The following is a 14,030-nucleotide window of genomic DNA, read 5'->3' as shown; positions in this document are numbered from 1 at the left end:
ATAGGTGAAAGTTGGTTTGAAGATATTATAATATCCATTACTTAATCTTTCAATGTTCTGGGCTCCAGAAAATAACAGTGCAGATTGGAGAATCAAAATCAAGAGTAGCAACAACCTGCTTCTTCTAGCCCGCGTCTCTTCACACAATCGCCCCTTGGGCGTGCAGCATCTCCCTGAGCTGCGATGCATCGACTTCCGCCGCGGTGATTCCCGCCTTGCAGGCCAGGGCCGCCGCGGTGCCCGCCGCTTCACCCGTAGCCATGCAGCTTGGCGTCAAGCGCGTGGTCGCCAGTGCTTCATGCGTGGTTGAAATGCAGCGCCCCGCCGCGAGCAGATTTACTGGCCCTCGGGCCACCAGGCAGCGGTAAGGAATGCTGTAGGAACCGTCATTCTCGATGGAAGCCTCCATAATCCCTTTGCCTGACGGATCATGCAAGTCAACCGGATAACCGCTCCTCGCAATGCCGTCCTCAAAATGTCGTCCCGTCACCACGTCCTCCATCGTTAACCGATACAGACCGTCGATTCGGCGCGACTCCCTAATTCCGATCTGGGGTGCGACCGAGGAAATGGAGGCCTCGGCAAATCCGGGCACCCGCGATTTCAAAAATTCCGCCATCATCAGCACCTGCTTGCGCCCTTCCTCCTCCGCCAAAGTCAGCTCCTCGACATCGGTCGCGCTTAAGCCTTGTACCCGCGTACAATTGATCAGCACCTCATCCTTCTCCGGTCCGATAAACAACAGAACCTGATCGCGGTTGATCGGGACCTCGGCAGCTTTCCACTCCTTATAAAAGCCGGAAACCCCCGTGAGCGGAATAAGCTCCTTCTCTAGCTCGGCAAACGGCGTCTTGTGATAAAAGTTGTCGGGATCAGCCAGCATCGCCTTCCGAATCGCCTCCACGTCAACGCCCCGCATCCGGAATTTCATCGTCATCGGCTGCGACAGCCCGTCGCTTTCGCGCCCCTGAAGCGTCGGCGCTCCCGCCAGATAAGCGACATCCGCATCCCCGGACGCATCGACGAACATCTTCCCGTCCACCTTGATTCGCCCCGATTTTCCAGTAAGGGTCACGGATTGGATGTATTCGCCTTCACGCCCGACTTCGTCAACGAAGCTGTGTGAGACGAGCTTCACCCCCGCTTCGCGCAGCATATCGACGGCAAGCACCTTATATATCTCTGGATGGTACGGCGTCAGCGTATGCACGAAACCGACGGTATCGCGAAGATGGCCGGGCGAGCCCCCGCGCTCCATCAGGCGCTCCACAATTTCCTGTGCAATGCCGCCGATGACCCGTACCCCTTGCTGTGTATGAAACGTCATCCAAGGATAAACCCCGGCAACCGTAGACATCCCGCCGACAAATCCGTACCGTTCAATCAAGATGACGCTTGCCCCCTGCCTGCCGGCGGCAATGGCGGCGGCAATGCCCGCCGGCCCTGCACCTATAACTACCACGTCCGCCTCCATGATCCTTGTCCTGCTGTCCATCTCTTTTCACTCCTCCTTTTAAGCGTTATTTACCCTATTCCTTGAGACCCGTCATGGATACCCCTTCGACAAACTGCTTCTGCGCAAAGAAAAACACAATGAGCAGTGGTAATGTCGCCATAACCGAAGCGCTCATCAGCAAATGCCACGATGTTCCCGACTCGTCGGTAAACAGCGATAATCCCAGCGGCAAGGTCATCAGCTTACGGTCATTAATAAAGATCAGCGGATCAAAAAAATCGTTCCAGCTCGTCAAAAACGTGAAAATGATCAGCGTGGCGATCGCGGGTTTTGCTAACGGCAACATGATTGTGGAATAAATCCGCAGCCGCGAGCAGCCGTCGATCATCGCTGCCTCCTCCAGCTCCTTCGGAATCCCCAGAAAAAATTGCCGCATCACAAACACCCCGAACACACCGCCCGCGCCGAATATAGGCAAAATAATCAGCGGTAAATGCGTATTGATCCAACCCAGCTCACGCATAAACAGAAACATCGGTATGGCAATGACCTCGTTCGGAATCATCATCGTGCTCAGCAGCATCAGAAACACCAGGCTTCTCCCCCAAAAAGGAATTCGTGCGAAAGAATACCCCGCCATGGAAGAGAAAAGCACGGTGCCCACGGTAACCAGTAGGGCGATATATACGCTGTTGCCATAAAACAGATGGAACGGGATCGTCTCCAGCACTTCCGCATAATTCGCCCATCGTATCGGCGACGGAATCAGCTGCGGCGGAAAAACAAACACATCAGCCGGCTGTTTGAGCGAAGTAGAGACCATCCACACGAACGGGGTCATCATGACCACCGAAACGGCAAGCAGCAGCAGATAATGGAACAGGTTCCCGCCTGCCGGGTTGCCCCTTTTAGCAAATAGACTAGCTTTCATTCAGAACCCACCTTTTTCTCATCTGCCATTGTGCCAGCGTAAGCAGCAGGGTGATGATAAACAGCACATAAGCCAGAGCAGAAGCATATCCGAACTCGAACAGCTTAAAGGCTCGTTCCCAAATGTTGTAGACGAGCACCTTCGTGCTTCCGGAAGGCCCCCCTTGTGTCATCACGTAAATTTGTCCGAACACCTTCAGCGAGCCGATAATGGTCATCATCAGGGTCAAAAAAATCGTCGGCGTGATCATGGGTACGGTAATTCGGAAAAAAATCCGCATTCTCCCTGCGCCATCGATTCTGGCCGCCTCGTAGAGCTGCGCCGGGACCTGCTGCAGCGCCGCAATGAACAACACCATATTCAAACCGACATTTTTCAGGAGACTGGTCACGATAACAACGGGCATGGCAAGCCGGGTATCGTACAGCCAGGCCGGTCCGGTAATGCCGATCATACGCAGCAGCTGGTTAATGAACCCGGAATCCGTGGCAAACATATACTTCCAGACAATCGACCAGACCACCAGCGAGGTCATAACCGGAATAAAGATCAATGTCCGGAAAAAGCCGGCTCCGCGAATATTTTTTGATAACGGGATGGCAAGCAGCAATGCCAAAATAATGTTCAGCGGAACAAGTCCGGCGGCAAAATAAAGCGTATTGCCCAGCACGCGCCAAAATTCTGCGTCCCCCGCAATCGTGCGGTAGTTCTCAAATCCGATGAGCTTGGCCTCACCCAGCAGCGGCCAATCCGTAAAACTCATATAAAGCGCCATCATGAGCGGGACAAGCAGCAGCAGAACGAACCCCAGCACCATCGGCAGCACGAACAGCCAGCCCGCCAAATGGTCTCCGCGGTTTAAGGGCCTGTTCTTCCTTGCCTTCCTACGGAATGGACGGCCGGGCCCTTCAGATTTTATCGTTTCAAGTGTGGTCATGTCGCTTTCCTCCTTGTGGGGCACCTCTACAGACGATCGATTGCATTCCGTAAAGCGGCAACCTCCCTAAGGATGCCTTCCGCTTCATTGCCCGTGACCACCGCTCCGACCAACAGCACCTTGACGCCGCTATCGGCCAAGGCCGGGATATCCTCCGGGCCGATTTTACGCTGCGTTGGCACAATGACCGGCAAACCGCCGTGTGCCGCCAGCCAGCGGTAATGAAGCAGATCGGCAAGGGTAAGCCTGGTACCATATTCATGGCCGGGAACGATGGAAGCCTCAAGCGCGCTGATGCCGAAGGTCCGGCCTCCTTCCACGAGGCCCCGGTCGAACTCGCTATCGATCGCAAACGTTCTTGCCAGTCCCGGGGCCTGCAGCAGAGAAGCAGGATGATGAAAGGCATAAATCGAGTAGAAATCGACGCCAAGCTCAGGGAGCCGGGTGATTTCCTCCGCGTTTACCTCTTCCACCGAGCCTCCGGGCACAATTCCAAGGGGGCCGTTAAAGCGGGAGCGAATGTCCTTGAAAATGTCGGCATAGCTGTCCAGCGTGCCGAAGCGATTGCCGCTGGCCCGGTGCCCTACGTTGATATGGACTTTCAAACCGTCGGCGCCCGAAGCCAAGGCTGCCTCTGCAAGCTTGATGTCATTGGCCGGGAGGCTGACGAACAGCTGCAGCCCCGGCGCTTCGTTTAATGCTTTATCCAAACGATTCATGCCCGTTCCTCCTAACGTAACTGCCTCTATTTGCTCAACAGAGCATCCACCTTGCTTTTTACCTCATCCTGAATTTTCTGCGGTTCGCCCTGCCCGGCAAATAACTCGTCAAAGCCCGTCAAAATCTCCGTGTCGATGTTTTGCCAACGGATATGTCCCGGCTGCACGACCGCTTTAGGCATCTCGTCGATGACCGCCTGCTTGATGTGCCCGGCATCCGGATTGCCCTCCACGCTCAGGAACTCATCCGAGTTCAGCACCGATTGGCGCGGCGGCACAAAGAAGGCCGACGTTTTCTGCACACCCTCTTTGCCGGCAAGGAATTTCAGCAGTTCCTTGGCTTCCTCCGGATGTTTTCCCTCTTTAAATAGCACGTAACCCGCCTGACCCATCATCGGAACGCTGCCTTTCGAGCCCGATGGCATTGGCGCAATGCTCCATTTGAAATTTTGGATCTCCCTAGCTTTGGATACAAAGCTATAGTTGTCGAAAATCATTCCGATTTGCCCGGATTCAAAATTAACCTGCTCTCCCGCCTTCGGGTGCGAGCCTTCCGTAAACATCATGCGCTTCAGCATGTCCAAGGTTTCAACCCCGTATTGATCATTCCAAGTGTATTCCGTCATCTCTGGATTAAAGGGTCCGCTCCCGTTTGACCAAGAATACGAAGCGAGAATAATCCATGTCTTCCAGTCGCGGAAAAAATTAGCCCCGTAAACGTTCGAAGAAGCAGCGCTCGTCTTGATCGTTTTTGCGGCTTCTTCGAACGTTTCCCACGTCCATTCGCCTTTTTCCGCGAGCTCGTTCGGCGTACTCAAGCCCGCTTGCTTGAACAAATCTTCATTGTAGAACACCACGCTGGGCGGAGTGGAAAACGGCAGTCCGTATAGCTTGTCGTCCTGGCGAAACAGTTCAAGCGTCGAAGGTATAATGTCATCGATGTCAAAAGCATCATCCTGAACGATATCCGTGACATCGGCCAGAATGTCGTTGGCCATAAATTGCGGTACCATCCGCTCCGATACCCAGGCAATGTCGGGCAGCTCCTGGCCTGCCGCCAGTACGGACATTTTTTGCTGATAGTCCGCAAACGGGATCGTGTCAATTTGCACCTCAATATTCGGATGCTCCTGTGTGAAAGCGTCGGTCAGCCCTTTGTACAGCTCAAGCTGCGCCGGGTTTCCCCATGTCGCGAATTTGAGCAGTACCTTCTCGCCACTGGCTTCGCCTGGCGTATCATTCGGCTGTTCTTTCCCGGCGCAGCCCATGAGCCCCACACCAAGTGTTAATGCCAATAAACCGGTCAACCATTTTTTCATATACCGCTTCCCCCTCTGCATTGTTCAAGTTAAGGTTGTGATGAGGTTAATTATATTTACATATGGTCATATAAAAAATCACTAAACGTTCAGAAAAGGTACGATTTTTTTAGGTCATTTCCGTTTTAGCCCATAAAAAAGAACTACATAACATAATCTGTTATGTAGTATTACACACTGTATTGTTCCCGGTAGGTTCCCGGCGTCATTCCGATATGCTGTTTAAATACCAGCATAAAATGCTTCGGACTTTGATATCCCGATAAACGGGCGATGTCGTAGACCTTCAGGTTCGTCGTCTCCAGCAGCTTGCAGGCTCGCCGGATGCGCGTTTCGGCGATATAATCGGACAAATTGCCGCCACCATCCTGCTTAAAGAGCTGGCTTAGATAGGAAGGATTTAAATGCACCATCTCCGCTAACGTCTGCAGACGCAAATCACCGTCGGGGTTTTCAGCGATATACGCTTTCAGCTTCCGGATCATCCTGCGCCCCTCGCTGGATGGCGGCCCCCCGTCCGCCTCGCTATGCGGCTCAGTCCCATCCGCATATCGATTTGAGGAATTCAAGGTTAGCCGAATCTTGTCCAAGGCAACCGTAAAATCCTTACGGTCTATGGGCTTCAGCAGGTAATCGGCGATCCCGAATTGCAGCGCTTTTTTGGCGTATACAAAATCTCCATAACCGCTAATAATGACAATCGGCATCTCATGGCCCGCGGTCCGCAGCTTTTCCACCATCTGAAGCCCGTCCATCTCCCGCATTCGAATATCCGTAATGAGCACATCCACCACATTGCGTTCCAGATAAGTCAGCGCTTCCTTGCCGTGAGCGGCTTCGTATACGACCTCAAAATCAGGAGCCACACGGCCGATCAAATCGCGGATGCCTTTACGGATAATGTCCTCGTCTTCCACCAACATGAGCTTGATCATGGATGACCTCCTACTTTTCTTGTTTCGCGAACGGCAGCGTCACGGTAAAAGCCGTACCTTGTCCCAAGCTTCCATCGATTTCGAAGTCGCAGTCCCGGCCGTAAATCAACCGCAAACGCTGTTTAATATTTTTCAGCGCCACGCCATGACCCCGTAATGGCATCGCCGGAGTTTTTGCTGCCACATCATCCCCGGCCTCTTCCAATGAGGCTTGCAAAGCCGCCAATTCATCCTCCGACAAGCCCCGCCCGTCATCCCGAACGGTCAACAGCACTTCATCCTCAAATCGCGCCACCGTAACGTATACCGTGCCCCCTTGCTCGCGGTCTCCAATCCCGTGCATAATCGCATTTTCAATGAGCGGCTGGAGCAGCAGCTTCGGGACCAGGCAATCGTCCAACCCTTCTTCGATATCGAACATAGCCTGCAGCCTGGAACCATGGCGCATTTTTTGGATGCGAATATAGGACTCCGCCGTCTCAAGCTCCTCGCCAAGCCGGATAAGGCTTCGGTCCTGCTCCACTGCGCTGCGGATCAGTCGTCCCAAAGCCGTGGCCATTTCCGAGACGTCCTCATTATTGCGCTGCCGGGCAAGCATGCTGATCGACTCCAGTGTATTATATATAAAATGAGGTTGGATCTGGCTTTGCAGTGCGGCTAGCTCCGCCTCTCTTTCCCTCATGCCGAGCACGTATACTTCATGGACGAGCCGGTCGATTTCCTCTACCATCCGGTTGAAGCCGGAACCAAGCCGACCGATTTCATCCTCAGTTACCGGCACGCTCTGCTTGAAATCGCCGAGCTCCACGAGTCGCATTTTTCGTACCAGCGTCCCGAGAGGTTGGGTCAGCCGATAAGAGAAGTAGATGGCTAAGGCCCCGGCCAAAACGAGACATATCAGGCCGGCTAGAAGCGTAAAATTGCGAAGTTCCTTGGTCTCCACAAGCAGGGATGCGACCGGAATATAGCTGACGATATTAATATCGGAATATCGGGAATAGTTGGAGACAACCAAATACTTGCTGCCCTCCATATGCAGAATCTCGCTGGCCGTTTCCGAACGCCCTGAAAGGCCGAGAATCCGATCCGAAAGCAGCTTGGAGGCTTCCGTATCCCCATCTGCGGTCGCCGTGTAGAAAAGCTCTTCCCGGCTATTCTGCACGACGATGCCGCCGTTCTCTTCCAGCTTGACATTTTCGACAAGCTGCTTGAACAAGGTCTGCTTCAAATCGATTTTGACTAACCCGAGCGTCCGGTTGGTATTGGGCTCACGGATCAGCCGGGCTACGGAAAAATAGCTTTGATTGCCGTCCAGATAGTAAGAAGGCCGATGCGGCGGAAGCAGCACCCAAGCCCCTCTCGCTTCCACCACGCCAGGGTACCAGGGCTGCCGCTCCACGTCCGTATAGGCAGCGATCGCGCTAGGAGCCAGGCTCGAGAAGGTGTAACCGCTTCCGGCGAAAATCTGGATACTGTCAATCTCTGGCCTGTCGAAGGTCATGCTGGCGATATAAAGCTGCATTTTGGAGCGTTCTTCCACCGTAGGCTGCTGATGTAGACTATCCTCCTCCCTGTACTTGCGCAAGATGGACAATACCCCCGAATCGTATAAAGGCATCAACGTCAATCTCTGCATCTCCATCAGGGTCCTGTCCAAATTCCGGTTGATCTGGTCCACCAATTGAGCGGTATAATCGGAGGTTCTTCGTTCAACGGAGTTGGAGAAACCCACATAGGTAGCTACGCCCTGCAGGCTGAGCGGAATCGAAATGAGCAGCAGGAAGATCAGCAAAATTTTAGCACGAAGACTCCAGGACTTAAGCGGTTTAAACCTGAAAGACACGCTGGCCACCCCCTTCCGCCAGTCCCGTTTATTTTCACTTCATTGTACAGGAACATGGTGGGGATGACTATGGGATACGAAAGCGAATCCCGAAGTTGACTACAGTTAGACTGTGAAATCGATTTCATAATTGTTATAACGATTGAGGATTTTACGGTAGATATGGTTAATCATAAATATCAGTTTCCCGACTTAGCAGCTACCATTCAGAAGCATGGTGTCCCAATAACCAAATCAACAGATAAAATATAAAAAGCGACCGAAATCACGGTCGCTTTTTATATTCGTATGAGAGCCGCGCGGGAGCACAAACCCTGCCCTGCTCTACTCCAACTCCATATAAAAGAGATTCGTCGTATGATCTTTTGTAATCGTATGCGCTCCTGGAGCAAGTGGCACACTGACCATACCATTCGTCATGGGATAACTCGTTCCATCAATCTTGATCTTGGTTCCGTCTGCCGAATTAAACACTAATGTTAATGTAGCGGTTTCCGTAGAGGTAAAGGTAATGCGGGTTGAACTCTCGATTTTCAAACATTGGGTTAGCGTTAAGCTGTTATACGCCGCAGTTCCCTTGGTTGTGGAGAGATTCCCTACAATATTGAAGAAATCGCTTGCCAATCCGGATGTTGTAAAGTTGTGAACTTGTTCTCCGGTGGACGGCTCTGGTTCTGGTTCCGGCTCCGCCCCGGTTGAATTCCCGCCTATGGATACAAGCCCGCTGGTGTAGCTGCTTATTTTAGCCATCAGAGCTGTATTGAGGGCATAGGATGTGTCGTCAACGGCATCATTGAATTCCCAGGTGAAATCCCCGTTATTCAGGCGTCCGGCTTGTGCGGTAACAATCTGTTCTACATCGCTCACGTTATCGATGTCAGCGCTATTTACTCCCGTATCGACGGTTGTGTCGAAGTTATTATAAGCCGTTCCTCCCACGAATGCTTTGTATGAGCTTGGTACGGTTTTAATTCTTGACGAAGCCAAGTATGCATCGAATGAGGTTGCATTTGCCGGAGCTGTCCCGGTATTGGAATTTGCATAAATCAGGCTGTCCGCATCTACGATCCTATTGTTATAGGCCTTAATCACGCCTCCGTCTTCGCCCGAAAAGGTCCCTTCCCCTAAAGCATCGGTACCTTGCAAGGAGCTCAACATCGGGTATTTGGCATGTCTAAAGTAATTGGATTCCACGAAGGCTGAAGCTCCCGTTGTCACACCGACCCCATATTTTGAGACTCCGTCATAGAAGTTATTATAGATGTGAACCGATGCCAATCGGATTCGCGGATGGCGGGAGTCCGAGTGATCAAACCAGTTATGGTGGAAGGTGACAAAGAATTCCTCCGATTCACTCAACCCGACCAAAGCCGCTTTTCCCGAATCCCAGTAGTGATTGTAGGAGATTGTAATATAGGTCGATCCTTTTTTCAGATCCGTTGAACCATCGCCCTTGGCCTGGTCGGCATCTCCTCCTGCGGTTCCATAAAATAGATCGTTATTATGCACCCACACGTTGACATTTCCTGTATCCATGGAAATTCCATCATCAGGAAACAACATGAGCCCGAGGTTTCTTACTTCCACATTCCCTACGTATCTAAGGAGCAATCCCCACCCATAAGCATAAGCGTCGTCTCCGATCCCTTCGATCGTCATATTCATTTCCGAGTAATCGTTTTTGCCTTTTACTTGAAGGTAGCCGCTGCTATTCAGCTGTCCGCTCATGTCGTCATCGGTAACTTTTCCAATAAACCGGATCGCAAGAGGGGTTGTGTCATAGCCTTTTTGTCTTAGCGTCAAAATCTCGCCGATCCCCACGCCCGTTTGAACCCCGCCTGAGCTGTTGATTTTCACATCAAGGGTTACGGTTCGTGCCGTCTCGGAGGTCACATAAATAACTTGTGCACCATCTTTAAGCGTACCGTCATCATTGTAGGCACCCGAGCCAGTCCCGTATGGCGAGTCTGAGGAAAAAGCAAATCCGGATCGATCATGCGGCGCTACGGATAGGTTATTCGAAACGACACTTACCGTTGAACCGTCCGACAGCCTGGCTTCAACCTTCATCACATAATTTCCTGCTGCGAGTCCAACGGCATCTGCTCTCCAATAGGAAGGGTATTGCCGGATCAGCTCACTATCCATTTGTTGATAGCTGGAACCCGGCGCATTGGCGTGTTTCACGTAGACATTGTATCCCTTCGCATTACTCACGGGTGACCATTCTATATACGCCGTTTCATTCCAGCCCCCACCGCCGATTATCGAAAGACCGGCAGCATGGACCGTTGTCTTATTCACCCATCCTCCCGCTATGAGAGCTAGCGCCAGAGAAAACAACAACACCATGCCGGTTACCTTTGCAACGCTGTTCTTCATTTCATCTCCTCCTTTTTTTATTCACTTGTGCTATTGTAATCGCTTGCAATAAATTAGAGCTTTCTTATCAGCCTCCTCGCTTTATGGACCCTGTCTGTCAAACAATGTCCTTGTTTAAAATCAACAAATTTTGGAATTCCACCCACAGCTTATCAGCTGCGAAAATAGTTCCGAAACAATCATTTTGTTATAACCTGCGCATTCCGCGATATTCTGAGTTAATGATTATAGGTCGGGGAAATGACACTTCCTCTTGGACAACATCCATCCGGGATGGTCGTGAACGGCTGAAATCTGTAGATACAAGACGTAGATCGGGTTGTATTTCAGGCTTAAACCGGACGCAAAAACGAAAAAGCGACCGGTTAAGGTCGCTTTGGGAGAGCCTTTAAAGCTCTCTATGGGCTGGCTGCATCATCCCTTGAGTGGGGTGATCCTCTTGGTACTCGTAATATTGCGACTGAATTGGCGCATGGATTTGTGCTTCCATCGGCGGCACTGACGGCTGCTGATAGGGCTCATCCACATACATGATTCTGCGCAGAATTTGCATAAGCCCATTCACAACGCGCAGCGCGACCCAGAACAGGATAAGGCCTACGACTACGTACAGCAGGTATTGCTGATTATAGGTCCAATCGATATGAAAATAACTAAACAAGCTATTTTCCAAAATATCGAGCTGCAGTTCATTCATCAAAATGATATGCACGACCGGAAGAGCAATCAATCCGAGTCCCAGTGAAATCACCGTTACCATAATAACAAAGAATACGATGCCGGTAACAAATCTTAGTAATACGAGCAGCAGGTTTCGAATAAAGAGCGCTCCGTCAAAACCGCTCACCATTCGTTTCAACTTCTGCCCAGCTTCAGACTGGTGATTGTAGGTATACGATACAGTAGGATTAGGTAAACCTAAAATTTGCCTAATCATGCTTTGTTCAAAAATCACAATCCCGTTGAGCAGCTTAGCTACTCCAAAAAACAGCGGTATTCCGATAAATATCGGAGTCAAACCGATGGATAAGGTAAGTCCCGTTATCGCTACTGTAAAATAAATAATCCCTAACGGGAGAGATAGCAATAAATAGAGAATCGTTGCATAGGTTTTCGGATTAAAAAGCACCCAATTCACCTTGCCTGCCCGCGACATTGCAGTCGCTTCTGTTGCCTTCATATTCAAACACCCCTTATGGCTTCATAAGTCACGCTCCAAGTTTATAAATCCATTATATCCGCGTTATTTGGCTGACATAACCGTCTTAGGGGGTATCTGAACCTAGACCTTAGACTAGGAATGGGCCTGGCTCTGGTGAATTTATTGAAGCGAAGACACTATGACCAACTCGCCGAACGACATTTAAACACCGTATAGGCTATAGTGAAAAATCGGTAACGCCCTTCTTATAGGCATACTTCAGAGTATAGGTTTCTTCTTCTTTTCCATAGGGCATGGTAGCCATTTTTATGCGAGTATAATCAAGCCGACTCTCTTTTATCACTCTTTTTACCAAGGCTATACCCTGTTCTTCCTCCGTAACAACACAAAATATATTAAGCGCATACTTCTTCGGGTCGGACATGCATGTCCCCATATCAAAGCCGTCGACATGGCCCAAATCAGCATCCGCTAGAGATAATTCTAAATATTCCATTACTTTTTCTCTTAACCAGTGGTCGCGTTGGCTGCCTTTTGCACTTTTCAGAGGATACTGTATCACTAACCAGAATTTTTCGCTCATTCCAATTCACCAGCCAATCTTCAGTTAATGTGGACATTTCGGGTTATTATACCACAAATGGAAAAGTCACCAACCCTAACACACGGATTGATGACTTTTGTCATTGAACCTAGATTTAGCTAATATACTCTGCGGCAAGTAACGGGTGTAGGAACCGCATTTTATCACTCATCGCTCGTTAAAAAGTATATAGAATTTATCAATTAAAATTCCTTCGTGACCCCTAGTACTTTCCCTTGAATATTTTTTAAGGGAACAGGCCCAAAATGACGGCTATCCACACTTCTTTCCCAATTATCACCTAAGACAAATATATGTTCTTTAGGAATTTTAATTTTAACCATACTCTGATTAAAAAAATCATTTTCTTCCTGAGTTAATTTAAAGTTTGAGTCACTTTCTTTTTGTTTATCAATGTATTCCTGCTCAGTTAGACCGTATTTTGCTGCCACACCGTAAAAACCATCAAGTTTTTTGTCATTGACATAAACTACTCCCTTTTTTATTTCCACACTATCTCCCTCACTTGCGATAAGTCTAGAAATATAATGATCAGCTAATTTAAAATCAGGGTTATCTTTAAATCCCTCGAACTCTGGAGGTATAAAATAAACAATATCGCCCGGCTTCATGATCATACGGTCAATTTCCGAGTCAATTACTAACGCACCATCTTCAGTATAGTGATATTCTGATCGTTGCCGGCTCATATTGTCAATTTTATAGTCAACTGTTTTTAATACCTTCGGTTTTTCTGAATTGTTTATGCTCTCCATGGATGTCTTATCTGTAGAACATCCCGACATTAGAAAAATCAAAATAATACCAAGAATCCACTTTCTTCTCATCACAGCACCTCCTGTTGTAGTAATCCCGATCAAATTATAATATGCACTCACGCTTTATTTACAATTTTTATGATTAAAAATCAATAAATTACATGAATAATCTTCATATCATATTATTTAACGTTTCGGATTTCTTGTTAGTTATTGTTTTTTTTATTTTGTAGTTAATTTATAAAGGGGGGGATTTTGTAAGCTGGAAACTGTACTTATTAAACTTAGTTCCAATAATGGGAAGGCAAGACCCTAAACTTAAAAAAGACGAATAAATTATAGAATTATTCCCTAATTAGAAAGAATTTTTATTAATCGACTCTGGATAAAATTCATTTCCTCAATTAAAACAAGAACCTATATGGGAAAAACAAAAACCAACTTATGTTTGTCAAGCACCCGGGCTTGGATAATTTAAAGTTTGCTGGTATAGTTATTTACAGAACAGCAAAGAACCCCTCCGTTGTCGCGGAGAGTTGGCGGATAAATGTGGAATTACCTATGGTAAGGCTCACCTTTCTTTAGGATCGCATAGATGTGATGAAGTAGCTTGTTGGCGCAAGCAATCACCGCGGCCTTGTAAGGCTGCCTTCTTTCTTTTTCTTGTCGTAATAGTTTCAACTTGGAGCATTCACTTCGTCTGAGACTGAATTGTACGGATAAAAACAAGGCTCTCCTCAAACGCTTAGAGCCCCTCTTGGTAATTCGGTTGCTGGATGATGTAAATTTCTCTGAAACACCCCCGGATCCATTCCGGCATAGGCCACACCAGCTGCTTCGGGTTCTCAAACTGCTGAATGTCTCCAAGTTCCGCCACGAGCGTAGCTGCCAGCTTCTCCCCAACTCCTGAGATCGTTCGAAACAAGGAGTCGAGCATTAAATGAGATAACTGGTAACTCACCGTTATCCTACTTAGATCATTCC

The 14,030-nt window shown here is 49.1% G+C and carries 12 protein-coding genes; all 12 read right to left on the bottom strand.

Going from position 1 to position 14,030, the window contains the following annotated elements; genetic code table 11:
• Positions 1–139: 139 nt before the first annotated feature.
• The 12 genes from AC3RCL_RS01530 to AC3RCL_RS01475 all read right to left on the bottom strand — a co-directional run bounded on the left by AC3RCL_RS01530 (position 140) and on the right by AC3RCL_RS01475 (position 13,949).
• On the bottom strand, positions 140–1,495 hold the full coding sequence (locus tag AC3RCL_RS01530; protein WP_492534302.1) for an FAD-dependent oxidoreductase: 1,356 nt from the start codon (positions 1,493–1,495) through the stop codon (positions 140–142).
• 34 nt (positions 1,496–1,529) lie between these two features.
• Positions 1,530–2,387 carry a carbohydrate ABC transporter permease gene (locus tag AC3RCL_RS01525; protein ID WP_012818521.1) on the bottom strand — a complete coding sequence of 286 codons (858 nt, stop codon included), beginning with the start codon at positions 2,385–2,387 and terminating at the stop codon, positions 1,530–1,532.
• Positions 2,377–3,324, bottom strand: a complete 948-nt coding sequence (locus AC3RCL_RS01520) for a carbohydrate ABC transporter permease (RefSeq protein WP_096774888.1) — start codon at positions 3,322–3,324, stop codon at positions 2,377–2,379. The genes AC3RCL_RS01525 and AC3RCL_RS01520 overlap by 11 nt, the downstream gene beginning before the upstream one ends.
• A gap of 26 nt (positions 3,325–3,350) precedes the next feature.
• Complete coding sequence (locus AC3RCL_RS01515) at positions 3,351–4,043, bottom strand: hypothetical protein (protein ID WP_492534300.1); 693 nt, start codon at positions 4,041–4,043, stop codon at positions 3,351–3,353.
• 26 nt (positions 4,044–4,069) lie between these two features.
• Positions 4,070–5,362, bottom strand: coding sequence for an ABC transporter substrate-binding protein (locus tag AC3RCL_RS01510; protein WP_277747541.1), 1,293 nt, complete (start codon positions 5,360–5,362; stop codon positions 4,070–4,072).
• Positions 5,363–5,532: 170 nt separating this feature from the next.
• Positions 5,533–6,297 (bottom strand): response regulator transcription factor, encoded by a 765-nt coding sequence (locus tag AC3RCL_RS01505; protein ID WP_492534298.1) that lies wholly within the window; start codon positions 6,295–6,297, stop codon positions 5,533–5,535.
• A gap of 10 nt (positions 6,298–6,307) precedes the next feature.
• On the bottom strand, positions 6,308–8,140 hold the full coding sequence (locus AC3RCL_RS01500) for a cache domain-containing sensor histidine kinase (RefSeq protein ID WP_492534296.1): 1,833 nt from the start codon (positions 8,138–8,140) through the stop codon (positions 6,308–6,310).
• Positions 8,141–8,464: 324 nt separating this feature from the next.
• Positions 8,465–10,522: a pectate lyase family protein gene (locus AC3RCL_RS01495; protein WP_492534294.1), complete on the bottom strand. Its 2,058-nt coding sequence runs from the start codon at positions 10,520–10,522 to the stop codon at positions 8,465–8,467.
• A gap of 388 nt (positions 10,523–10,910) precedes the next feature.
• Positions 10,911–11,702 (bottom strand): sensor domain-containing protein, encoded by a 792-nt coding sequence (locus AC3RCL_RS01490; protein WP_492534292.1) that lies wholly within the window; start codon positions 11,700–11,702, stop codon positions 10,911–10,913.
• A gap of 199 nt (positions 11,703–11,901) precedes the next feature.
• Entirely contained in the window at positions 11,902–12,267 is a 366-nt protein-coding gene (locus AC3RCL_RS01485) for a hypothetical protein (protein ID WP_277747536.1), read from the bottom strand.
• A gap of 203 nt (positions 12,268–12,470) precedes the next feature.
• On the bottom strand, positions 12,471–13,115 hold the full coding sequence (gene lepB / locus AC3RCL_RS01480; RefSeq protein ID WP_277747535.1) for a signal peptidase I: 645 nt from the start codon (positions 13,113–13,115) through the stop codon (positions 12,471–12,473).
• A gap of 486 nt (positions 13,116–13,601) precedes the next feature.
• Positions 13,602–13,949 carry a transposase gene (locus AC3RCL_RS01475; RefSeq protein WP_452516354.1) on the bottom strand — a complete coding sequence of 116 codons (348 nt, stop codon included), beginning with the start codon at positions 13,947–13,949 and terminating at the stop codon, positions 13,602–13,604.
• Positions 13,950–14,030: the final 81 nt, after the last annotated feature.

The organism is Paenibacillus sp. MT86, assembly GCF_058792535.1.
The sequence above is the reverse complement of the archived record's forward strand: the minus strand, read 5'-3'. Positions and strand labels throughout refer to the sequence as shown.

Excerpts from the sequence above, each read along its gene's own strand:
- AC3RCL_RS01520 (WP_096774888.1), bottom strand. The coding sequence starts at position 3,324 with ATGACCACACTTGAAACGATAAAATCTGAAGGGCCCGGCCGTCCATTC.
- AC3RCL_RS01505 (WP_492534298.1), bottom strand. The coding sequence starts at position 6,297 with ATGATCAAGCTCATGTTGGTGGAAGACGAGGACATTATCCGTAAAGGC.
- lepB (WP_277747535.1), bottom strand. The coding sequence starts at position 13,115 with ATGAGAAGAAAGTGGATTCTTGGTATTATTTTGATTTTTCTAATGTCG.
- AC3RCL_RS01515 (WP_492534300.1), bottom strand. The coding sequence starts at position 4,043 with ATGAATCGTTTGGATAAAGCATTAAACGAAGCGCCGGGGCTGCAGCTG.
- AC3RCL_RS01525 (WP_012818521.1), bottom strand. The coding sequence starts at position 2,387 with ATGAAAGCTAGTCTATTTGCTAAAAGGGGCAACCCGGCAGGCGGGAAC.
- AC3RCL_RS01485 (WP_277747536.1), bottom strand. The coding sequence starts at position 12,267 with ATGAGCGAAAAATTCTGGTTAGTGATACAGTATCCTCTGAAAAGTGCA.
- AC3RCL_RS01495 (WP_492534294.1), bottom strand. The coding sequence starts at position 10,522 with ATGAAGAACAGCGTTGCAAAGGTAACCGGCATGGTGTTGTTGTTTTCT.
- AC3RCL_RS01490 (WP_492534292.1), bottom strand. The coding sequence starts at position 11,702 with ATGAAGGCAACAGAAGCGACTGCAATGTCGCGGGCAGGCAAGGTGAAT.
- AC3RCL_RS01530 (WP_492534302.1), bottom strand. The coding sequence starts at position 1,495 with ATGGACAGCAGGACAAGGATCATGGAGGCGGACGTGGTAGTTATAGGT.
- AC3RCL_RS01510 (WP_277747541.1), bottom strand. The coding sequence starts at position 5,362 with ATGAAAAAATGGTTGACCGGTTTATTGGCATTAACACTTGGTGTGGGG.